The following is a 22,102-nucleotide window of genomic DNA, read 5'->3' as shown; positions in this document are numbered from 1 at the left end:
GATTTAAATATCAATCGCCAAAGCATTAATATTTTAACCATCAATAGCTTGTTGGATCAGCGCTTTCACGTCCTCGTTAGGCGACAGACTCAGCGCCTGATAGAGCTCGGTTAGGGCTTCATCGCGGCGATTGAGCTTCTGTAGTGCAATGCCAAGGTGATAACGAGTCGTCGCATTATTGTGGTCACGTGCTAAGCTTTCTCTAAAATAGTTAACAGCCTCTTGTGCACGATTGTTATGGACTAATGCCCAACCATAGGTGTCGTTTATTTTTGCTTCAAGCGGTGCGTATTGATGTGCTGTTTGCGCGAGATTTAACGCTTGGGCATAGGCTTCTTGCTCTATTAATAAATTAGCTAAATTATTTAAACTAAATACGTCTTTACTATTGATCTCTATTGCCTGTTGATAGCTCTTTATTGCATCGTTGCTCAGCCCATGCTGCTCATAGAGGTTGGCTAATTTACGCCAAGATTGCCAGTCATTTGGGTTTGCACTAAGCCATTGTTCAAATTGTTTATACACCCCTGAATAATCTTTAGTTAATAATAAACAGCGAACCATAAGTTGATGGTTATCAATTGTTGGACTTAACTGATAAGCCTTTCGAGCTGAGCTTAACGCGTTTTCGTCTTGGTATAATTTGAGCATTAAATTCGCTTCGATACTGTAATAATCACTCGTTTGTTGCTTTTGTTTTTGTAGTAAAGCAAGTGCTCCTGATACATCGCCAGTAGCTTCAAGCAGGGTTACTTTTAAATAGTGTAATGCTCTGTGGTTAGGATCTAATGTACTGATCGTCGCAATTGATTTCTCAACAGATAAAATGTCTCGAGCAGCAAGTTGCAATTTAGCTATCTCAACAAGTTTATCTGCATCTTCAGTATATAGACCAAACGCTATTCTAAGTGAGCGAGCGGCTTGTTCGTTGTCATTTTTGAGTAAGTTTGCTTTTGCTTTAACAATCAATGCAAAAGGAGAAAGTGACTCCAGTCGATTGATGTCGTTTGCTGTATCAATCGCTTTATCAGCCTGATTTGTCGCTAAATAGGCATTCGCTAACTGATATTTGTTTTTTAAATTATCAGGGGCCAATTGATTAATTTGCTCAAATATCGCGAGTGCCGCTAAGGTGTCATTTTGACGTTTGAGTAATTCACCATAAAGCGGTAGCACATTTAAGTTATTTGGATTTAGCCCTAACATTTGTTCGATGAGCAATTGAGCTTTGGCATACTCACTGTTTTTTAGGTAAAGTTGCGCTAAATTGCGTTTAACGACTTCGTCATTTTTATCGATAGTTAGTGCGCGCTCAAAGTATTGTTCGGCACTGTTGTCATCACCGTTTACCAAATAGGCTGAGCCGATAAAGTTTAATTCGGTTATCGTTAATGGCTTATTTTCCGACACTAAACTCGACTCTAGATTTTGCGCTATTGCTAAGGCTTCTTGATTAAAGGTTTGATTCAAATAGTTGTAACCTAAAATTAGCATCGCCTGATTTTTTGCTACCCCTTGCGCAGAGGATTGCTTTTGAGTCAATAAATCTATCGCTTGCTCTGCATTGCCTGATTTTACTAACACCACTGCGTGTAAATTTACCATAGCAGGTGTTTGCCTGATACTGTCGGGGAGTTGGTCAATCAAGGTTAATGCCTGATTGTAACGCTGAGTTTCAATTAACGAGCGCAGCATAATATGAGCACTTCGATTGGATAGCTGATCAACCGCAACCGGCTGTAGTAGGTCACTTGCTAGGTCATACTGCTTTCGCTCTATTGCAATTTCAGCAAGGATCTCACGGGCTTGTTTACTACTTGGATTTTTTTGTAGATAGCTATTTAAACTTGTTGTTGCGTTTTGTAAGTTGCCTTGTAAAAACTGAGAGTAACCATAGACCAGTGCTAGCGGAGCAAATTGGTCGATAGTTTCAGGATCTAATTGGCTAAACTGTTCAGATGTTTTGGCAATTAAATTTTTAGCTTCAATACTTTGGTTGGTTTTAGCTAAGTAAAGACCGTGTAACAGTTGTGAGAAAGGATCATTTGGGATTTCAGCTAATAGAAACTCAATATCAGCTTTTGCTAACGCTAAATTGTTTTGATCGAGGTGAATAGTCGCGCGAGCGCGTCTAGCATCGGTATAGTCATTTTTAAGTGCAATTGCTTCGTTATAAGCGACTAATGCATCATCAAGCTTGAAGTCGTGACGAAGTTGTTCACCTTCAAAAAAAGCAATATAAGGCTCATCAGGCGCAATAGCTTTGGCCTGTGTTAAAAACTGTTTAGCTTTTATTGGCTCGTTTTGTTTCTTAGCAATCGTTGATAAGCCTAATAGTGCGTCTATGTTGGCCTCATCAATGACCAGTGCTTGTTGGTAATTAAATTTAGCTTCCTCAAGATTCGCAAGCCCGCTATATGCTTTAGCGCGATAAACATAAACTAGCGTGTTGATATCTCTCGGGTAGGGGCCAATGGTAATATCGGCTAAAATGCTTGAGAACTTACTTTGTAACAATAGCGACTGTGCTAACGGGGTGATGACTATCGATTTATCAGCATTTAGCGATAAAGCCACGCGGTATTGATCTTCTGCGGCTGCTAGCTCACCGTATTCAAGTAAAATTTGACCAAATAATAATCGAGCAGGTAAGTTGTTTGAATCTTGCTGTAGCGCATTTTTAACGTGAATCACCGCTGTATTAATGTCGCCTTGCTGATAGGCTGAATTCGCTTTTTCGTAGAGTGAATGGGCAAAGCCGCCAGTCGTGAGCTCTGATTGATTCTGACTATGTGAGAACGGTGAATAAGTTATTAGGGCTGGTGATAGCGCAATCGAAATGCTCAATGATAAGAGTCGTTTTAAATCCATGTTTTGTTAACAAATCATTATAGTTGCAGTTAGTGTATTACAGCTTAAAGTACTCTGGCTAGTGTCTTGGCCTCAACTCAAGAGGAAAATGCCGATTAATGGTAAAATTTTCAAGGCAAACGACCCCAATATCCCCACTGATTTCTGCTATAGTGTTGCGGCTTTTTATTGTTAGCAACGGAAACAACCTTTTGAAAACCCCAGCGATTATTTTACCTGTGCTAGTAAACTTGGCTGTATGCGCCAGTGTGCCTGCGTTAGGGCAAAATAATAACTCAGAGGTTGAGCGAATAGCTGTAACGGGCAGTCGCTATCAAAAGCAATTAGTGACTTCTAATAACCAGCAACTTATTGAACAAGATATCGTTATCCAACCTAATTCACTGGCTGACTGGCTTGCTGATGTACCGGGAGTCAGTTTAAACGGACAAGGTGGTCAGTTTCAAAGCTATAGTATTCGCGGGTTTAGCAAAGCGCGGATTAAAACTGAAATAAACGGTACACCGATATTAACCGATCGGCGAGCAGGCAATTCTGTCGCATTTTTGCCTAATGAGTTTATCGATACTATTGATGTTCGAAAAGGGCCAAGCGCTTCTTACTATGGTTCAGATGCTATGGGGGGCGTTGTCAGTGCTCAGCTAAAGCACTTTGACGGAACATTCTTACAAGCTAATTATCAGCCAAATAACGATGCTAAATCACTTGTAGCTGGGTATGGTAATGAAAGGTTTAGCATCGGAGGCGGGTATCAAGACGCTAATAACAATACAGCGCCTAACGGTGATAAACTCAACACCTCCTTTGACAAGCGCTTTGCCATAGCTTCACTTAAACAAAGTGGGCAAGCCTATGAATTAACTGCCAATGCTTTTATGAGTCAAGCACGGAATATTGCAAAAAGTTCATCGCAATACCCCGATGAACGGATTACCGAGTACCCATTTGACGATCACGTTTTAGTCAACGTTTCTCTCGATCATCGAGCATTTGGTCGATGGCAAATAGGCCTGCACGACCAAGCTTGGCAGTCAGATATTTTAAGGGTGCAAACACGTCAAAATATCACCGATTATCAAGCCAAAACCTATCATCTATTATGGCAGGATGATTTCGTTGGTATATTTGGCGTTGACACAAGTCATAGTGATTTTGCTTTGGCAGGGACGTGGGGTGTAGAGTGGACAAAACGTGCAGATGTAAATATTTACGAGCGTGAATACTCTATTGGCGGTGACGCAATCGCCGAAGGTGAGGTGGTGAATGCAGAGCAGAATAATTACGCTATTTTCGTTCATCAGTATGGCCAGTTTAATGATTGGTCATGGGGCCTGTCAGGCCGAGTTGATAAACTCAAGCAATGGCAACAAACAACAGGGAATAAGGTTGATGACAATTATTTTAGTGCCAGTTTTTCTGTTAATAAATCATTTAGCCAGCATCTTAATTTTCAGGCCGAAGTTGGCAATGGCTTTCGCTTTGCAAGCTTAAGTGAGCGTTATTTCAACGGCGAAACGCCGCGCGGCACTATCATAGGTAATCAAGACTTGTTACCAGAAGAAAGCGTTGGTGGGCAATTGGGAGTAACTTATCACCTAAACCACGCTATTTCCGTCGATCTCAATGCTTATCGCTATTGGGTTGACCACTATATCGAGCGCATTGAGCTGGATGAACAAACCTTGAGCTACACAAACGTTGACAGTGCTGAGATATATGGTGCAGAAGCCAGTATCGAGTGGCAACAAAACACTCAATTCGTGCACAGAGTACATTTCCAATACAATCGGGGAACGTCAGAAAATGGTAGCTCGTTAAACGATTTAAACCCAGATGATGTATCATGGCATAGTATCTGGCAATGGCGCAATTGGCGAGTGAGTAATCAATTGGGTTATCGCTTTGCTAAGCACGCTTTTGGTAGCGCAGAACGAGAACTTGAGAGTGCGTTTTTATGGCACGTAAATGGCCAATATCAGGTCTCGAATAACTGGCAAATTAATGTGTATTTGCAAAACTTAACCAATGAGCTATATCGGGCAACCGCAGATCAAGATGCTCCATGGCAACCTGAGCGCAGTATTGCGATTAGTGTTAAATATCAAAGATAAAAACTCTTTAGTTGTGATAGGTAAATGAAGTCGTTTAATAAAACCAATCGAAAAATTCATAAGTGGGGTAGCATTATCATTGCGCTACCTATTTTGCTGGTGATTGTCAGCGGGCTGCTATTGCTAGTGAGAAAAGAGTTTGCTTATCTGCAACCGCCAACGCAAAAGGGCGTTGCGATAACCCCAAGTATTTCGTTTGAACGCATACTTGAACAAGTTAAAACCGTTGAACAAGCGCAGATTAATAACTGGCAAGATATTGACCGACTAGATGTGAGGCCCTCTAAAGGTATTACTAAGGTACGCTCGAAAAATCAATGGGAAGTGCAAATCGATAATCAAACGGGAGAAGTCTTACAAGTAGCCTACCGGCGTTCAGACTTTTTTGAGAGCTTACACGATGGCACATTCTTTTTCGATAATGCTAACTTGTGGTTAATGTTGCCAAGTGGCATCGTTCTATTTGTTTTATGGCTAACGGGTATGTACTTGTTCATTCAACCATACGTAAAAAAAGCCAAAAAAAGTCGCAAAAATTCATAGTATTACGCTATGGTGTCTGTAAACCTTTTTACATGAGCTGATTGATGAAACCTTTACCTAAGTTGTCTGACGCAACGTTAACGCTAGCCAACAATATTGCAACGTTAACCCTCAATAGGCACGATGTTCGAAATGCCTTAACGGGCACGGCATTAATTGACGATCTAGCTGCTACAGCGCAGTGGATCAATTGCGAGCAATCGATTGCGGTGTTAATTATTACCGGCCAAGGCAGTGCTTTTTCTGCTGGTGGCAATATTAAAGATATGGCTAACCAAGCTGGTGATTTTGGCGGTGACGTAAAAATCTTAATGGATAAATATCGCCAAGGTATTCAGAAAATCCCACTTGCCATGCAAAGTATCGAAGTGCCGATTATTGCTGCGGTTAATGGGCCAGCCATCGGTGCTGGTTTTGATCTCGCGAATATGTGTGATTTGAGAATAGCCAGCTCAAAGGCTAAATTTGGCGAAACATTCTCGAGTTTAGGCTTGATCCCTGGTGATGGTGGCGCGTGGTTCTTACAACGCATTATCGGTTATCAACAAGCCGCAGAATTAACCTTTACTGGTCGTGTGATAGAGGCTGATGAAGCTAAATCATTAGGCATTGTGCTTGAGGTAGTTGAGCCTGAACGGTTACTAACTCGCGCTAATCAGCTTGCTGAGCAAATTGCCGCAAATCCGACAATGGCGATGCGCATGACCAAACGACTGATGAAAATGGCGCAGCGAATGGAATTACCTGATTTCTTGTCAATGTGTGCTGCATTTCAAGGTATGTGCCATCACGACCAAGCTCACCTTGAAGCTGTTGAAGCGATGTTAGCTAAAATATCGAAGTAAGTGGTTTATCACTTGCGAAAGCTGAGCTGATTTGTCATCTTAAACAAAAATCATAATGATAATAACAAGATGACGATTTCAGCTAAGCTAACCAAAATTAACGCACATGGCCATTTGTTGCCATACCCTGAACAAATTCCTGCGTTTATGCGCGAGAAAAAATACTTCTGGGTGGATGATGAACGCCAATTTATGCATCAAAACAATTGGCGCAGACCAATTACTGATGCGAGCTTCTTTCTCAATGAAAAAATCGAGTGGATGGCAAAACACCAAATCGAGCACGAGGTAGTACTTAATCTTTCCCAGTTATATTGCAATGGTGTACCTGAAGCTGACGCCCTTGATATTCTGCGCTTCCAGAATGATTTTAACGCCCAGGTACAAGACCAGCATCCAGACAAATTTACTACTGGCTTTGTCGTGCAACCAGCATACATTGATCAAGCACTTGCAGAAATAATCCGCTGTGTTGAGCAACACAAAATGCGCTTGTTATGCTTGAGTACGCATTATTTGAACCATCAAGGTGAGTGGGTAAGTGTTGCTGATGAAAGCTGTGAGGCAATTTGGCAGTTAGCTGATAAATATCAACTCGCGGTTGAGATCCATCCTTATGATGCTGGCAAAATGGTCAATTTACAGGATGTTTATTGGCGAAATCATTTAGTTTGGATGATGGCCCAAACCGCTGATACTTTTTTAATGTTCTCTCTTAAAGGTTTTGCGCAAAAATACCCTAACGTACGTACGTGTTTTGCCCATGGCGCAATGCTCGCTCAGGCCAATATTGCACGAGTAAATCAAGGTGTTATGGGGCGTCCGGATCTATTTCCTGATGCGCATAATCCCAATATGACAATGCAAGCCAGTAATGTCTATTTTGATAGCCTAGTACACGATCCACTGACACTTGAAATGATGATCAAGCGCGTTGGCAGTAGTCAAATTCTCTGGGGGGTTGACGACCCTTACCCATTAGGTGAAATGGAAACGGTGCAAGGTTGCTACCCAGGCGTGTTATTAGATGAAATAGCCAAGCAAGGCGTAATTTCAGATCAGCAGAAACAGCAGATGATGTCTGGCAATATCCTTGCGTGGCTAGGGACATAGCTGTGGTACTGTATTAAAAATAAAATCAGCATAAAAAAGACGCCGTAGAGCGTCTTTTTTGTGCGCTCAATTAGGCCTGTTTATCTTTATCGATAGTTACTAACGTTCTAATATTATTGCTTATTTCGCCTTTTCAACTTCAGATTAGCTCGTGTTTAAAATGCTAGTTACACAAAGTAAACATTTTAACGACAGACTTTAACAGAGGTTTTGTTAAATAATTGTATACACCTGATGTAAGTAAATGGAGTGAACCTAATGAAAAGGTTGTTTTTAATCATCGTTATGATCGTGAGCACAGTGGCAAAGGCTGATGTTATCGACACTACCTGGCACAAACTTATTTTATCTACCAATCTAGGTGATAATGGCTATACCTATATTGGTACAACTACCGAACTTGGTATTGGCGAGTACGGCATTGGTTATACCTTTGATAACGACAAAGAGTACAGTTTTACTGTTGGTGCAACGATATTTCAAGATTACAAATATTATGATGTCGAGGATCGATATCGTGCACAGGGGCAAGTTAACTTTAAAACAAGCCCACGCTCTATTACATCAGTAGGTCACCGTTATGAAAAAAGTGATGGCGAATCGTTCTTATCTCGTAATTATATAAGTCATGCACAGGTTTTGAATAACGGCCACAGCATTAATTTGCAGTATCGACACAATAAGGGGGAATGGGTCGACATTGGCTTTGGAAGTAAGCACGAAGCAGATGTAATTTATAGTTTTAAATACATCAATGATACTCGCTTAAAGCCTGTTATTCGTTTTACACAGGGGATTGGTCAAGAACGCTCAAACATGCTTGTTTTGGGGGTCATGTTTAACCTTTACACCAATAAACACGTACAACTTTATTAGTCTGTATAATTTATGCAAGAGCGCTGTTATTGATGATTAGCAATCAATGAATACGCAAGCCTTTGATAATCAGAAGCCGCCAGAGTTAGTTATTCTGGCGGTTTTTTTGTTTAATAGATCTGTTGGCCTACCAAATGGTGCTTAGCTGAATGGTTTTAACAGGTCGAATAGCGGGGCGAAAAAGCAATGGGATAACTATCGTGATAGTTGATTAACGTTGGATATAAAAAAAGACGCCCTAGAGCGTCTTTGTTTTGGAAGGTGGTGGAGCTGGCGGGAGTTGAACCCGCGTCCAAAAAACCTACATCCTCGGTCCTACATGCTTAGTCGATTATTTATTTAGCCAATTAGACGCCAACCGACAGGCTTCGTCATGGTGAGCTTGATACGGTTTCGCGGTTCAGCCTCAAGCGTGCTTCCCTCGCTAGCCTACATGGGGTGACCATCGGCATCTCAAGACTATAGGCGAATCTTTGAGAGGATGGCTAGCATTAAGCTGCTAGTGCGAACGTTTCGTCGTTTGCAATTATAGTTTTGCGGCTTTTTACCAGGCCAACCGCCCCTGGGCATGCACCTTGGGTTTCGTGAATCTTGTCGAATCCTGAATCAGCCCCAAGTCGCTACTAACGTGTGTTAGTTTACGTTGTCATTTTATGTCTTATCACTTTAGACAGCAAGTACAAAATAGCATATTAAATTTCGCTTGGCCGGATTTTCGCCAATTTGATTGAAAAGTAAGTTAACTGAATAATTAACTTACTGTTTTTGATTGTAAAAAAATCGGTGTCCGGTTATTTAATTTATTTGCCAAGGTTTTTGTTTTTCATGATACGACCTTTGTCAACTGACCATTCTCGGTCTTTAACATCGGCGCGCTTATCATGCGCTTTCTTACCTTTACCTAAATAAAACTCAAGTTTTACCCAGCATTTCTTCCAATACATTGCCGTTGCAATTAATGAGTATCCTTCGCGCTCCACCGCGCCGATAAGTTTATCTAACTCTCGTTTGTTGAGTAATAGCTTACGCGCGCGGGTTGGATCACAAACCACGTGGGTTGAAGCCATTTTTAGTGGCATGATTTCAGCACCCACTAAATAAGCTTCCCTGTCTTTGATATGAACGTAGCAATCTGAAATATTTACTTTGCCATCGCGAATACTCTTGATTTCCCAGCCTTGTAAACTCATACCTGCTTCGAATTTATCGGTTAGGGTGTAGTTGTGGCGAGCTTTCTTATTAAGTGCAATGGTGTTGCTAGTCGATTTTTTTGATTTTTTCTTTGCCATAATAGCGATATTATACGGTGGAAATTTTTCCAATGAAATCACTAATTTTCAATTAGAAATAACTTTTCACCTAATGCGCTTTGAATTGTGCTTTGGTATGATTGCGTTAGTGTTTGTAGGAGTGAAAATGCCAACCATTAATCGTAGCGCATTAGTTATGCACAGTGTCGAGCAAATGTTTACACTGATCAATGATGTCTTAAATTATCCGTTATTTGTGCCAGATTGTGCTGACAGTAAAATCATTGAACAAGATGATAATTCAATGACCGCTTCACTGTTAGTTTCCAAAGGCGGTGTTAAAAAGTGGTTTACTACGCATAATACCTATACCAAAAACGAAACGGTGACGCTTGAGTTAGTTGATGGTCCATTTAAATACTTAAAAGGGGCGTGGCAATTAACACCGTTATCTGATGACGCGTGTAAAATTGACTTTGTGATTGATTATGAATTTTCGAGCAAGGTGTTCGACTTTGCTTTTGGTAAAGTATTTAATCACATCACCAATAACATGGTACAAGCATTTACTAAACGTGCAAAAGAGGTATATAGCTAAGTGGGGAATTCTACGATCCAAGTTGAAGTAGTGTATGGAACACCGAAAAAACAAGAACTACTTACCGTGAGTGTTGCTGAAGGTATCGATGTAGAGCAAGCTATTCATGAGTCTGGGATTTTGGATATTTTTCCGGAGATAGACTTGAGCGTGAATAACGTCGGTATTTGGAATCGCAGCGTAAAATTATCTGAGCAGGTAAAAGATCTCGATAGAATTGAGATTTACCGCCCCTTGATTGCAGATCCGAAAGAAGTGCGAAAGCGTCGCGCAGAGCAAGCTAAAGCCGATGGCAGGGCTGATAAAGTAACAGGCGGTCGAGTCAACCCGCTTCGTGGTAATAACAAAGAATAGCAGTATACTATCAGTATTATTAGTCATAAAAAAACGACGCTAATGCGTCGTTTTTTTTGTCTGTAGCTCAATTAGCTCTAACCATTTTCCATTGGCGTGTAAAACGATTCTGGCACTTCAAAATCACCTTCAGCGCTTGCGAGTTTCTCGTCTTTAAAGGTTAAGATAAATTGTTTTTTGAAGTCTAATTTTTTGTCTTTACCTGAATTAAACTCGTAAACGTAATGCCAAACATCTGGCTTAAAAGTGTCAACAATTACTGGGCTACCTAAAACAAATTTTACTTGCTCTTTTGTCATGCCTATTTGCAATTGGTCGATAGCCTTTTGCTCAAGGTAATTACCTTGTGGAATGTCAATTCGATAAACCCAATTTGAACAAGCACTTAATGATAGCGTCAGTGCAATAACAGATACTCTTAACAGCATGAATACTTCTTATCCTTTATTATTTAGCTTGGCATCATACCCAAGCATGCTGATCGTTACAAAACTTTTTTATATAAACCTTACACAGTGCGGTGTTAACTTGCCAAAAGCTCTGTAGCATTGGCTAAACTGTGTTCAGATATTTTATCACCCGCCAGTAAACGAGCAATCTCTTGGACTCGTGCTTGCTTGCTAAGTTCCGTCACCGTAGTTTCTGTGTGTTCGCCATCGGTTAACTTAGCGACAAAGTATTGCTGATGGCCCTTGCAGGCAACTTGCGGTAAGTGGGTTACACAAATAACTTGGGTATTTTTTGCTAACTGCTTTAGCTTTTCACCAACCATGGCGGCAGTTGGGCCACTTATACCAACATCTACTTCATCAAAAATTAGCGCAGGCGAGGTGACTTTGTCAGCCAAAATTACTTGCATCGCCAAGCTAATGCGCGATAACTCACCGCCAGATGCCACTTTGTGCATCGCCTCTTGGGCTTGACCAGGGTTAATGCTAACCAAGAAAACAATTTCATCACTGCCTTGGCCATTAAGTGTTTCTGATGGTTTCTTTGTCACTGCAACACTAAATTGGCCATGTGGCATATTGAGCTCTCGAATACTTTGGGTGATCAATTGGCTTAACTGGCTTGCTGCTACTTGTCTTGACTCATGTAACCTTTGAGCGGCTTCATCATATTCAGCTTTTGTCGCGTCTAATTCTCGATATATTTGCTCTTGCCTTGTATCGTCGCCAGAAATATTGGCTAACGCTTGCTGTAGCTCTTGGTGTTTTACATGCAATGATTCAGGCGCAACTTGATGTTTACGCGCAAGGTTGATTGCACTGGAGTAACGATCTTCAATTAGCTGATACTGCTCAGGATCAAGCTCTAACCTGTCGTGAAAATGGCGTAAATCTTGACAAGCATCTTCAAGCTGGATCAGTGCCTCTTGATAGGTGTTTGATATATTCGCGATATCTTGATCTAGATCGGCATACTGCGATAAACGATCAACACTTTGGCGCAAAACATCAAGGACATTAAATTGCTCATTTTCACTGGTGCCTTCTAAAACAAACAAGCTATCTTGGAGGATACTTTGTGAGTTACTGAATTTTTTATAGTCGTTTTCAAGTGTCTCAAATTCACCTTCTGTAATGGCAAATTCATCGAGCTCCTTAACTTGATATTGAAGTAATTGTTGCTCAGCTTCACGCTGAGTTTGGCTAGCTTTTAAGGTTTCGAGTTCACTACTAAGTGCTGACCACTTCTTCGCATAATAGCTAACGTCATCAAGTAAGTTTTGATGTTTGGCATAACCATCAAGAAGTTTTCTTTGCTCAGTGGCTTTTACGATCAGTTGATGGTCGTGCTGGCCGTGAATGTTGATCAGTAAACGGCCTATTTCACGCAGTTGTGTTAAAGGAACTGGTGAGCCATTTATATAGGCTTTTGAACGACCCTCGCTTGAAATAACTCGGCGCAAAATACAGTCGTCGTCACAGATCAAATCATGCTGTAATAACCACTGTTTGGCATTGGTGTTATTTTTAATGTCAAACGTTGCACTTAAATCGGCTTTGGGCGTGTTTGGCCTCACCACATTAGTGGTTGCGCGATCGCCTAAGCACAAGCCTAAGGCGTCAATGGCAATAGATTTACCTGCGCCGGTCTCCCCAGTAATGGTGGTCATACCCGAGCGCCAGTCTAATTCGAGTTGTTTAACAATAGCAAAATTTGTGATGGTTAATTGCGTTAGCATAGCTTCAAACACCAAAGGCTAAAATTTAATTACTGATAATTTATACAGTATTTTGCTGTTTAGCAATAATGTTTGTTTAATTTTTAATTAATTTTATCGATTTTATAACTAAGTTATTGTTAATAAAGTTAATAAAGTTAATAAAGTCTATTGCCCCAACTCAATTTTGAACGCAGCACTTTTAAATAGTTGTGGTCGGCAGGGTGTATCAGGCGCAATGTGTTTGGACTTTTGCGAATGTAAACTTCATCGCCAGGCATAACGGCAAGAATTACATGACCGTCACAGCTCACTTGCAAGTTTTCGTAGTTTTCATTCGCCAGTACTAGCTTTAATTCACTATCGCCGTCCACCACAATTGGCCGTGAGGTGAGAGTGTGAGGAAACATCGGCACTAATGATAGCGCATTTAAATTAGGTGTTAATATTGGCCCACCAGCAGACATCGAATAAGCAGTTGACCCCGTTGGTGTTGAAATAATTAGGCCATCAGAGCGTTGACTAAACATAAATTTGTTGTCGATATAGACTTCAAATTCAATCATATTGGCGACTTTACCAGCGTGGAGAACCGCTTCGTTCATCGCCGAGTTTGAACTTTTTAGTTTACCGTGGCGATACACTTCAGCTTCAATTAAAAAGCGCTGCTCTGAATAAGACTCACCCGCTAAGATTTGCTTTAATGGTTCAATCACGTTATCGGGTGATAAATCGGTTAAAAAACCCAAGTTACCGCGGTTAACCCCAATCACACCAATGTTGTAACAAGAAAGCACGCGGGCAGCACCTAGCATATAGCCATCGCCACCAATAACGATGGCAAGGTCAGCTCTTTCACCGATATCAACTAGCGATGCGATCACGATATTTTGCAGTGAAATCGTATTTGCAACGGTTTCTTCAATTAACACTTGGTAACCCGCTTGGCTTAAAAACTCACACAAGGTGGTGATTGTTTTTTCTGCGCCCTGGTGATGCGGTTTACCAATCAGGCCTATCGTTTTATACAGTGCTGTCATCTTTTACAAAGGGATCAAGTAGTTGCCTAAAGTACGAAGTGTCGCTCCAATTCCGTCAGTTGTAAAGCGGACATTTTTATAAAAATTTGCTTGAATCCTAAAATCTGATCCCCATAATTAGCAGCAATAGTATTTTTCTTGGAGTTCTCCATGACTAACGAGTCAACGCAAAACGAAGCAGCACAAGACGTTGCAAATAATGAAGAAGTAGTAAACGAAACTGAGCAGGCTGTTGAAGAACAAGCTGTAGAAGTGGACGCTGAAGTACTTAGCCCTGAGCAAGAAAAAATCAACGAGCTAGAGTTAGCGCTTGCAGCCGCGCAAAGCACGGTAGCAGATCAAAAAGACAGTGTGATTCGCGCAAAAGCTGAAGTTGATAATATTCGTCGCCGCGCCGCTCAAGATGTCGACAAAGCGCGTAAATTTGCTTTAGAAAAGTTCGCTGGTGAAATGTTAACAACGGTTGACAACTTAGAGCGTGCTCTTCAAAGCATCGACAAAGAAGACGAAGCACAAAAAGCAATGTACGAAGGTGTTGAGTTGACCTACCAAGGCTTAATTTCCTCACTAGAGAAATCAGGTGTTACGGCAGTTGATCCACAAGACCAACCGTTTAATCCTGAGTTACATCAAGCAATGTCAATGCAAGAAGTACCTGGTGTTGCGCCAAATACCGTGATTGCAGTGATGCAAAAAGGCTATGAATTAAATGGTCGTTTAATTCGCCCTGCAATGGTCATGGTATCAAAAGCACCAGCGGTAGATACGCAAGCGTAATTAACATTTGCACGCAGAACAAGCCGAGCATAGCTCGGCTTTTTTGTCGGTTTAAATGCTAGGTATCAAGAATATTAGCGACATGGCGCTAAAGTTTTTCACCACAATTAAATTTTTACTAAAAATTACAATTTTTTTAAAAAAAACGTTGAAAAGCATTTCGACTGACCCCACTAACTAAATCAACTAAGCAATTTAACTTTTTTAAAGAAATTCGGAGATCCTAAAGATGGGCAAAATTATTGGTATTGACCTAGGGACAACTAACTCATGTGTTGCTGTTTTAGACGGCGACAAAGTACGCGTAATTGAAAATGCTGAAGGCGACCGTACAACTCCTTCAATCATCGCATACACAGACGATGGTGAAACACTTGTTGGTCAACCAGCGAAACGCCAAGCAGTAACCAACCCTAAAAACACGTTATTTGCTATCAAGCGTTTAATTGGTCGTCGCTTTGAAGATAAAGAAGTTCAGCGCGATATTGGCATCATGCCATTTGGTATTGTAAAAGCCGACAACGGCGATGCTTGGGTAGAAGCTAAAGGCGAAAAAATGGCGCCACCACAAGTTTCTGCTGAAGTCTTAAAGAAAATGAAGAAAACGGCTGAAGACTTTCTTGGTGAGAAAGTTACTGAAGCGGTTATCACTGTACCTGCATACTTTAACGACTCTCAACGTCAAGCAACTAAAGACGCTGGTCGTATCGCTGGTTTAGACGTTAAACGTATTATCAACGAGCCTACAGCAGCTGCCCTTGCTTACGGTATGGACAAGCAAAAAGGTGATAAAGTTGTCGCAGTATACGACTTAGGTGGTGGTACATTCGATATCTCAATTATCGAAATTGACGAAATGGACGGCGAGCACACGTTTGAAGTATTAGCGACAAACGGTGACACTCACTTAGGTGGTGAAGATTTCGACAACCGTTTGATCAACTACTTAGTAGACGAGTTCAAGAAAGATTCAGGCATGGATTTAACAAAAGATCCATTAGCAATGCAGCGTTTAAAAGAAGCGGCTGAAAAGGCAAAATGTGAGCTTTCTTCTGCGCAGCAAACTGATGTTAATTTGCCATACATCACTGCTGATGCGTCAGGTCCTAAGCACATGAACATCAAAGTAACACGTGCAAAACTTGAGTCACTTGTTGAAGATATGGTTAAAGCAACGTTAGAGCCGTTAAAAACTGCTTTAGCTGATGCTGACTTATCAACTTCTGACGTTACAGACGTTATCTTAGTTGGTGGTCAAACACGTATGCCATTAGTACAGAAAGTGGTTACTGACTTCTTCGGCAAAGAGCCTCGTAAAGATGTAAACCCTGATGAAGCAGTAGCTTCAGGTGCAGCGGTTCAAGCAGGTGTATTATCAGGTGACGTAACAGACGTTCTATTACTAGACGTTACACCATTATCTCTAGGTATTGAGACAATGGGTGGCGTGATGACTAAAGTTATCGAGAAGAACACAACGATTCCGACTAAGCAATCACAAACGTTCTCAACAGCGGAAGACAACCAAGCGGCAGTAACGGTTCACGTTATTCAAGGTGAGCGTAAGCAAGCGAGTGCGAACAAGTCGTTAGGCCAGTTCAACCTAGAAGGTATTGATCCAGCACCACGCGGTATGCCGCAAATCGAAGTAACATTCGACATCGATGCTGACGGTATCTTACACGTGTCGGCAAAAGACAAGAACACAGGTAAAGAGCAAAAGATCACCATCAAAGCGTCTTCTGGTTTATCAGACGATGAAGTAGAACAAATGGTACGTGACGCAGAAGCAAATGCTGATGCTGATGCTAAGTTCGAAGAGTTAGTCACTGCTCGTAACCAAGCTGACGGCATGGTACACGCAACGAAAACTCAAATTACTGAAGCCGGTGATGACTTACCAGCAGAAGACAAAGAGAAAATCGAGGCGGCAATTAGCGAATTAGAAGTGGCGATTAAAGGCGACGACAAAGACGCAATCGATGCTAAGCAACAAGCGTTAATCGAAGCTTCAGCTAAGTTAATGGAAATTGCTCAAGCTAAAGCACAAGCTCAAGGTGGTGCAGCAGACGGCGTAGCGCCAGAAGCGGATGCAGGTCAAGCTGGCGATGACGTTGTTGACGCTGAGTTTGAAGAGGTTAAAGACGACAAGTAAGTCGAACTTAAACCTTGTCGCTAGAGAGCTTAATTTCAGCGTTGAAGGTGCTCACGTGATAAACCACGCTCTGCGCCTTCGCCTTGAACTAAAGCCCTCTAGCTTAAAGTTTTAAGTCCTTAATATTCAAACTTAAAACTTTGCAATCATTTGATAAAGCGTCGGTTTCGGCGCTTTGTTATGTAAAGGAATACCTCGACTATCGTCATTCCGGTGGTGTATTAAGCCGGAATCTTATGAACAGGTTGGTCATTCCGGTAGTGTGTTAAGGCGGAATCTCATGAAGAAGTTCGTCATTCCGGCAGTGTATTAAGCCGCAATCTCATGAAGAGGTTGGTCATTTCGGTGGTGTTTTAGACCGGAATCTTTGAACAAAGGATTTAATTTGTTTAGTTATTTAGCCATAAATACCTAAACAAATTGATATCCATCAAATAAGTGAAGTAAGAAATATCTATGTCAAAACGTGATTATTACGAAACGCTTGGAGTACAAAAAGGTGCTTCAGAACGCGAAATTAAGAAAGCTTATAAGCGTTTAGCGATGAAATATCACCCTGATCGTACTCAAGGTGATAAGGAAAAAGAAGAAACGTTTAAGCAAGTTAAAGAAGCGTACGAAGTATTGGGTGACGAGCAAAAACGCGCAGCTTACGACCAATATGGTCATGCAGCTTTTGAACAAGGCGGCATGGGCGGTGGCGGTTTTGGTGGTGGCCAAGACTTCGGTGATATTTTCGGTGATGTATTCGGTGACATCTTCGGCGGCGGTCGTCGTGGCGGTGGCGGTGGTTCTCGTGCGCGCCGAGGTAGCGACTTGCGTTACAACTTAGAAATGAGTTTAGAAGACGCCGTTAAAGGTAAGTCGGTTGACATCAAAGTACCAACATATGTGGCGTGTGAGCCGTGTGACGGCAGTGGTGCGAAGAAGGGCACATCAGCTAAAACGTGTTCTACGTGTCATGGTCATGGCCAAGTGCAAATGCGTCAAGGTTTATTTGCCGTTCAGCAAACATGTCCAACGTGTAATGGCCAAGGTAAAGTGATTTCTGATCCATGTAATGCTTGTCATGGTCAAGGTCGTGTTCAGAAAACCAAAACGCTTAATGCCAAAATCCCAGCAGGTGTTGACACTGGCGACAGAATTCGTCTATCTGGTGAAGGTGAAGCCGGTGAGCATGGTGCGCCAGCAGGTGATTTATACGTTCAGGTTAATGTTAAAGAACATCCTATTTTTGTTCGTGATGAAAACCATTTATATTGTGAAGTGCCAATTAGTTTCACGACAGCAGCACTTGGCGGTGAGATCGAAGTCCCCACGTTAGGTGGTAAAGTTAAGTTAAAGATCCCGAAAGAAACGCAAACCGGTAAAATGTTCCGACTACGCGGTAAAGGGGTTAAGTCAGTACGTTCAAGTGTAACGGGTGACTTAATGTGTAAAGTGGTTGTTGAAACGCCGGTAAACTTATCTGGTGATCAAGCTGATCTGTTACGTCAATTAGACGAGAAAATGGGCAAGAGCACTGCAAAGCATAGCCCGCGTGAAACCGGATTTTTTGACGGTGTTAAGAAGTTCTTTGACGACTTAAAATCGTAATTGTTATTACTGATAAATTACGTTTAATAGAAGAAAGAGCCCAGCATAATAGCTGGGCTTTTTGTTTATCTATTTAGCACTATGCTGATCGGCAAAAGTTATTCTTCACTGAAGTTGGGCAGCACCCCACTGCGACTATGTTCAAATACTAATGAGGTTTCAACGGTTTGTACTTCATCTCGTGAGGTTATCGCTTCAAAAACAAAGCGACGTAAATGCTCAGAGTCCTTGACCGACATGTGAATGAAATAATCGTAATTGCCACCCATATGATAAAGGCTAACAATTTCAGGCAATTTGAGTAGGTCGTCACGTAGCTGGTTCACAATTTCTTCTGAGTACGGTTGCAATCTTATCGCGGCGATCGCTTCAATGTTACCACCTAGGGTTTTAAAGTTGATGTCGACAAAAGCATTTTTTATTACGCCGCTTTGCTTCATGCGCTTAACCCGCTCAAGGCAAGTTGAAGGGGCAATACCTATCTGGCCGGCTAATTCTTTGTTGGTAATATCAGCATCAGCAAATAATATTGTTAATATGCGTAAATCAATTTCGTCTAACTTTTTCATCTAGTTATTTTTCTCCGTGTTAGGGAGTAATCATAACTTGATTGAGATTAACTCTCCAGCGCGCAGTGAATTATTTTCGAACAAACAAAACTTTTCCGATTTATATTTTGTATCAATTGGTAATTAACCCTATATTTAATCATTAACAACGGCTAGAATCGACATAATATGTCTATTGTCAGACGGAAGTATCACTAAGTAACGGAAGGATCAAATGGCACTAAAAACAATACAGTCATTTTTAAAGCTTGAAGCGGCAAGTGGCATCTTACTGATGTTCGCAGCCGTACTAGCGATGATTATCGCTAACTCACCATTGAATATTTACTACGCTTTATTACTCGACGTCCCAGTAAAGGTAGCCGTTGGTAGCTTTGAGATAGCAAAACCACTATTACTTTGGATCAACGATGGCCTAATGGCATTGTTTTTCTTCCTTGTAGGCTTAGAACTTAAACGCGAATTTTTAGAAGGTGATTTATCACAGCCGGGCCAAATTACCTTACCTGCAATCGGTGCGATTGGCGGTATGCTAGTTCCTGCGTCAATTTATGCAATGCTCAACTACCAAGATCCCGATGCGATTAATGGTTGGGCGATCCCAACAGCAACCGATATCGCTTTTGCTTTAGGGATTTTGTCACTGATTGGCTCTCGCGTGCCATTGCAGCTAAAAGTGTTTTTAACATCGTTAGCTATTTTTGACGATCTCGGTGCGATAATCGTCATTGCTTTATTTTACACAGAGCAGTTATCTATTACCTCGCTCGTGATTGCAACAGTAGTACTTACCACTTTGTTTATTATGAATAAGCGCGGGGTTACTAGTACTTCACCTTACATATTTTTCGGGGTTGTTTTGTGGGTGGCAGTATTAAAATCTGGTGTACATGCAACGTTAGCTGGGGTGGCGCTTGCCTTGTTTATTCCGATCAAAGGTAAAGGTGACGAACCATCGCCATTAAAATCATTAGAGCACAATTTACACGAAATGGTGGCGTTTATTATTCTGCCTATCTTTGCTTTCGCTAATGCCGGTATCAACTTATCAGGGGTGGGCTTAAATGAGGTCCTTTCTCCGGTACCGTTAGGGATTATTTTAGGTTTGTTTATTGGTAAACAAATCGGGGTCTTTGGTTTTTGCTGGGTAATGATCAAGCTAGGTGTCGCTAAATTGCCAGAAGCCATGAACTGGCGTTTACTTTACGGTGCATCGTTATTATGTGGTGTCGGTTTTACGATGAGTTTATTTATAGGGTCATTAGCGTTTGAGCAAACCGGTGATAACCTTATTTTCCAAGATCGACTTGGTATTATAATTGGCTCACTCATTTCAGGTTTACTCGGCTATTTTGTTATCAAGTCATCAGTGAAGGACTTACCAGAAAACAAAGAGTAGCGAGTAAATTTAATTAAAATACTAAACGGCGATGCATCCATCGCCGTTTTTCGTTACTATAGCGCCAAATTTTTCGTTGTCGGGTTTTACAGGTCATGCATCGATATCAGGACTTAATCAGGCTTTTTGATCAAACCTTTTATCCAAGCTTTAATACTCGCCTAGTTAAAGGCGGTAATGAGCCCATTTACCTGCCTGCTACAAAAGATTGTGACTACCACCAAGTGGTCTTTGCTCACGGCTATTTTGCTAGTGGTTTACATGAGATTGCACATTGGTGTATTGCTGGCGAAGCTCGTCGGCAGTTAGTCGATTTTGGTTATTGGTATGAACCTGATGGCCGAAATCATCAGCAACAAGCATTGTTTGAGTCGGTTGAAATAAAACCACAAGCATTGGAGTGGGCATTTTGCGTCGCGGCAAATAAACCGTTTAATGTCTCAGTAGATAATCTTAACGGTGATTTTGAACCCGATGCCAATAGCTTTAAACTTAAAGTTTTTGAGCAGGTTAAGCAGTATTTATCCAATGGCTTTCCAAAGCGAGGCCAACTGTTTATTGAGGCTCTAGCTAACTTTTATCAGGTTAAATTACCGCTTAACCCAAATCATTTTTTAACCCCTTTTGAGCAAGATCAATTGCTACACAATCAACGCAATAATTACCCAGAGGTTTGTGATGCAGAAGTTTAAACTTGGCTTTTTAGTTAACCCAATAGCGGGTATTGGCGGTAGTGTCGCGCTAAAAGGTAGCGATGGAGAGGGCGTTGCAGCACAAGCGATAGCCCTGGGTGCAACCGCTAAATCCAATGAGCGAGCCAAACAAGCGTTAGAAATTTTACTGCCATACAAAGATAAGATTTGCCTCTTTACCGCAGACCAAGAAATGGGCGAGCACAGTGCTAAGTCGTTGGGCTTTGAAACACGTGTTGTTTATCAGGCAAAAAATCAGCCGACAACAGCAGCGGATACTGAACAAGCAGTAAATGCCCTGATTGAAGAGGGCATTGATATACTGCTATTTGCTGGTGGTGATGGTACTGCTCGAAATGTCTGTAGCCAAGTAGGTGACAGTTTTCCTGTTTTAGGTATTCCTGCAGGCTGTAAAATACACTCAGGTGTTTATGCGGTTACACCAAAAGCGGCGGGACGCGTGATTGAAAAAATGGTAACTAATGAGCTTGTCACGTTAACAGACGCCGATGTTATGGACATCGATGAAAGTTTATTTCGCGAAGGCGTGGTCAAAGCCAAGCGTTATGGTGAAATGAGCGTACCGTGTGAATTGCGTTATGTTCAAGCAGTAAAATCTGGTGGTAAAGAATCAGACGAGTTGGTGTTACAAGATATTGCCGCTGATGTTATCAATCAAATGGACGAGCAACTATTTGTTATCGGCTCTGGCTCGACAACAGCATTTTTAATGGAAGAGCTTGGTTTAGAAAATACCTTATTAGGTGTCGATGTTGTTCGTGAGCAGGCATTAGTCGCCAATGATATTACTGAGCCTGAGCTTTGGCAGTTACTCAACGACTATGATGACCAAAATGGCGAGCAACCACCAAAGTTGGTGATCACATTAATTGGTGGTCAGGGTCATATATTCGGCCGAGGTAATCAACAATTGAGTCCTCGTGTTATCCGTAAAATCGGCAAAGAAAATATTATCGTTATCGCGACAAAAACTAAAATCGCCGCGTTAAACCATCGCCCGTTAATCGCAGACACAGGTGATCAAGTACTTGATCAGGAATTAAGTGGCTTAATGAAAGTTACTACTGGCTATAATGATCAGGTCCTATACCCGGTTGCTAGCCCTGAATAAATAAGAGAATTAAT

At 41.5% G+C, this 22,102-nt stretch carries 19 protein-coding genes and 1 other RNA gene; 13 read left to right on the top strand and 7 right to left on the bottom strand.

Translation table 11 applies throughout. The features are described 5' to 3' along the window. Window positions 1-33: 33 nt before the first annotated feature. Window positions 34-2,847 carry an XrtA/PEP-CTERM system TPR-repeat protein PrsT gene (gene prsT / locus LP316_RS13525; RefSeq protein ID WP_193021674.1) on the bottom strand — a complete coding sequence of 938 codons (2,814 nt, stop codon included), beginning with the start codon at window positions 2,845-2,847 and terminating at the stop codon, window positions 34-36. 215 nt (window positions 2,848-3,062) lie between these two features. On the opposite strand from prsT, the gene LP316_RS13520 reads away from it, so the two are divergent. From LP316_RS13520 to LP316_RS13500, 5 genes are all read left to right on the top strand, one after another. After that, on the top strand, window positions 3,063-4,982 hold the full coding sequence (locus LP316_RS13520; RefSeq protein ID WP_193021673.1) for a TonB-dependent receptor plug domain-containing protein: 1,920 nt from the start codon (window positions 3,063-3,065) through the stop codon (window positions 4,980-4,982). Window positions 4,983-5,006: 24 nt separating this feature from the next. After that, a complete protein-coding gene (locus LP316_RS13515; RefSeq protein ID WP_193021672.1) occupies window positions 5,007-5,525 on the top strand; it encodes a PepSY-associated TM helix domain-containing protein in 519 nt (172 codons plus the stop codon). Window positions 5,526-5,569: 44 nt separating this feature from the next. Then, complete coding sequence (locus LP316_RS13510) at window positions 5,570-6,370, top strand: enoyl-CoA hydratase-related protein (protein WP_193021671.1); 801 nt, start codon at window positions 5,570-5,572, stop codon at window positions 6,368-6,370. A 69-nt stretch (window positions 6,371-6,439) separates the two neighbouring features. After that, window positions 6,440-7,483: an amidohydrolase family protein gene (locus tag LP316_RS13505; RefSeq protein ID WP_226960749.1), complete on the top strand. Its 1,044-nt coding sequence runs from the start codon at window positions 6,440-6,442 to the stop codon at window positions 7,481-7,483. Window positions 7,484-7,741: 258 nt separating this feature from the next. Beyond that, window positions 7,742-8,359 carry a hypothetical protein gene (locus LP316_RS13500; RefSeq protein ID WP_193021670.1) on the top strand — a complete coding sequence of 206 codons (618 nt, stop codon included), beginning with the start codon at window positions 7,742-7,744 and terminating at the stop codon, window positions 8,357-8,359. A 262-nt stretch (window positions 8,360-8,621) separates the two neighbouring features. Here the strand turns inward: LP316_RS13500 and ssrA are convergent. Beyond that, window positions 8,622-8,973: a transfer-messenger RNA gene (gene ssrA / locus LP316_RS13495) on the bottom strand. Between the two features lie 186 nt (window positions 8,974-9,159). Then, window positions 9,160-9,648, bottom strand: coding sequence for an SsrA-binding protein SmpB (gene smpB, locus LP316_RS13490; protein ID WP_193023907.1), 489 nt, complete (start codon window positions 9,646-9,648; stop codon window positions 9,160-9,162). Window positions 9,649-9,775: 127 nt separating this feature from the next. On the opposite strand from smpB, the gene LP316_RS13485 reads away from it, so the two are divergent. After that, complete coding sequence (locus LP316_RS13485) at window positions 9,776-10,207, top strand: type II toxin-antitoxin system RatA family toxin (RefSeq protein ID WP_193021669.1); 432 nt, start codon at window positions 9,776-9,778, stop codon at window positions 10,205-10,207. Next, a complete protein-coding gene (locus LP316_RS13480) occupies window positions 10,208-10,561 on the top strand; it encodes an RnfH family protein (RefSeq protein WP_193021668.1) in 354 nt (117 codons plus the stop codon). Between the two features lie 77 nt (window positions 10,562-10,638). Here the strand turns inward: LP316_RS13480 and LP316_RS13475 are convergent, their stop codons facing one another. The 3 genes from LP316_RS13475 to nadK all read right to left on the bottom strand — a co-directional run bounded on the left by LP316_RS13475 (window position 10,639) and on the right by nadK (window position 13,768). Next, window positions 10,639-10,989 (bottom strand): outer membrane protein assembly factor BamE, encoded by a 351-nt coding sequence (locus tag LP316_RS13475; protein ID WP_193021667.1) that lies wholly within the window; start codon window positions 10,987-10,989, stop codon window positions 10,639-10,641. 95 nt (window positions 10,990-11,084) lie between these two features. Continuing rightward, on the bottom strand, window positions 11,085-12,749 hold the full coding sequence (recN, locus tag LP316_RS13470; RefSeq protein ID WP_193021666.1) for a DNA repair protein RecN: 1,665 nt from the start codon (window positions 12,747-12,749) through the stop codon (window positions 11,085-11,087). A 137-nt stretch (window positions 12,750-12,886) separates the two neighbouring features. Beyond that, entirely contained in the window at window positions 12,887-13,768 is an 882-nt protein-coding gene (nadK, locus tag LP316_RS13465) for an NAD(+) kinase (protein WP_193021665.1), read from the bottom strand. 150 nt (window positions 13,769-13,918) lie between these two features. Between nadK and grpE the strand changes: the two genes are divergently transcribed. The 3 genes from grpE (at window position 13,919) to dnaJ (ending at window position 18,296) form a co-directional block, all read left to right on the top strand. Continuing rightward, window positions 13,919-14,545 (top strand): nucleotide exchange factor GrpE, encoded by a 627-nt coding sequence (gene grpE / locus LP316_RS13460; RefSeq protein WP_193021664.1) that lies wholly within the window; start codon window positions 13,919-13,921, stop codon window positions 14,543-14,545. A 229-nt stretch (window positions 14,546-14,774) separates the two neighbouring features. Beyond that, window positions 14,775-16,700, top strand: coding sequence for a molecular chaperone DnaK (gene dnaK / locus LP316_RS13455; protein WP_193021663.1), 1,926 nt, complete (start codon window positions 14,775-14,777; stop codon window positions 16,698-16,700). A gap of 456 nt (window positions 16,701-17,156) precedes the next feature. Further along, window positions 17,157-18,296 (top strand): molecular chaperone DnaJ, encoded by a 1,140-nt coding sequence (gene dnaJ / locus LP316_RS13450; protein WP_193021662.1) that lies wholly within the window; start codon window positions 17,157-17,159, stop codon window positions 18,294-18,296. Between the two features lie 98 nt (window positions 18,297-18,394). Here the strand turns inward: dnaJ and LP316_RS13445 are convergent, their stop codons facing one another. After that, window positions 18,395-18,865, bottom strand: coding sequence for an Lrp/AsnC family transcriptional regulator (locus LP316_RS13445; protein ID WP_193021661.1), 471 nt, complete (start codon window positions 18,863-18,865; stop codon window positions 18,395-18,397). 214 nt (window positions 18,866-19,079) lie between these two features. Between LP316_RS13445 and nhaA the strand changes: the two genes are divergently transcribed. The 3 genes from nhaA (at window position 19,080) to LP316_RS13430 (ending at window position 22,088) form a co-directional block, all read left to right on the top strand. Continuing rightward, window positions 19,080-20,264, top strand: coding sequence for a Na+/H+ antiporter NhaA (nhaA, locus tag LP316_RS13440; RefSeq protein WP_193021660.1), 1,185 nt, complete (start codon window positions 19,080-19,082; stop codon window positions 20,262-20,264). Between the two features lie 95 nt (window positions 20,265-20,359). Then, the gene (locus LP316_RS13435) at window positions 20,360-20,956 is read left to right on the top strand and encodes an elongation factor P hydroxylase (protein ID WP_193021659.1); all 597 of its coding nucleotides are present in this window, start codon (window positions 20,360-20,362) and stop codon (window positions 20,954-20,956) included. Further along, window positions 20,943-22,088: an ATP-NAD kinase family protein gene (locus LP316_RS13430; protein WP_193021658.1), complete on the top strand. Its 1,146-nt coding sequence runs from the start codon at window positions 20,943-20,945 to the stop codon at window positions 22,086-22,088. Before LP316_RS13435 ends, LP316_RS13430 begins: the two co-directional genes overlap by 14 nt. Window positions 22,089-22,102 lie beyond the last annotated feature (14 nt).

The sequence above is a fragment of the Thalassotalea sp. LPB0316 genome (assembly GCF_014898095.1).
GTDB lineage: Bacteria > Pseudomonadota > Gammaproteobacteria > Enterobacterales > Alteromonadaceae > Thalassotalea_G.
Note: the sequence above shows the minus strand (reverse complement) of the source record. Positions and strands in the feature narration are given on the sequence as shown.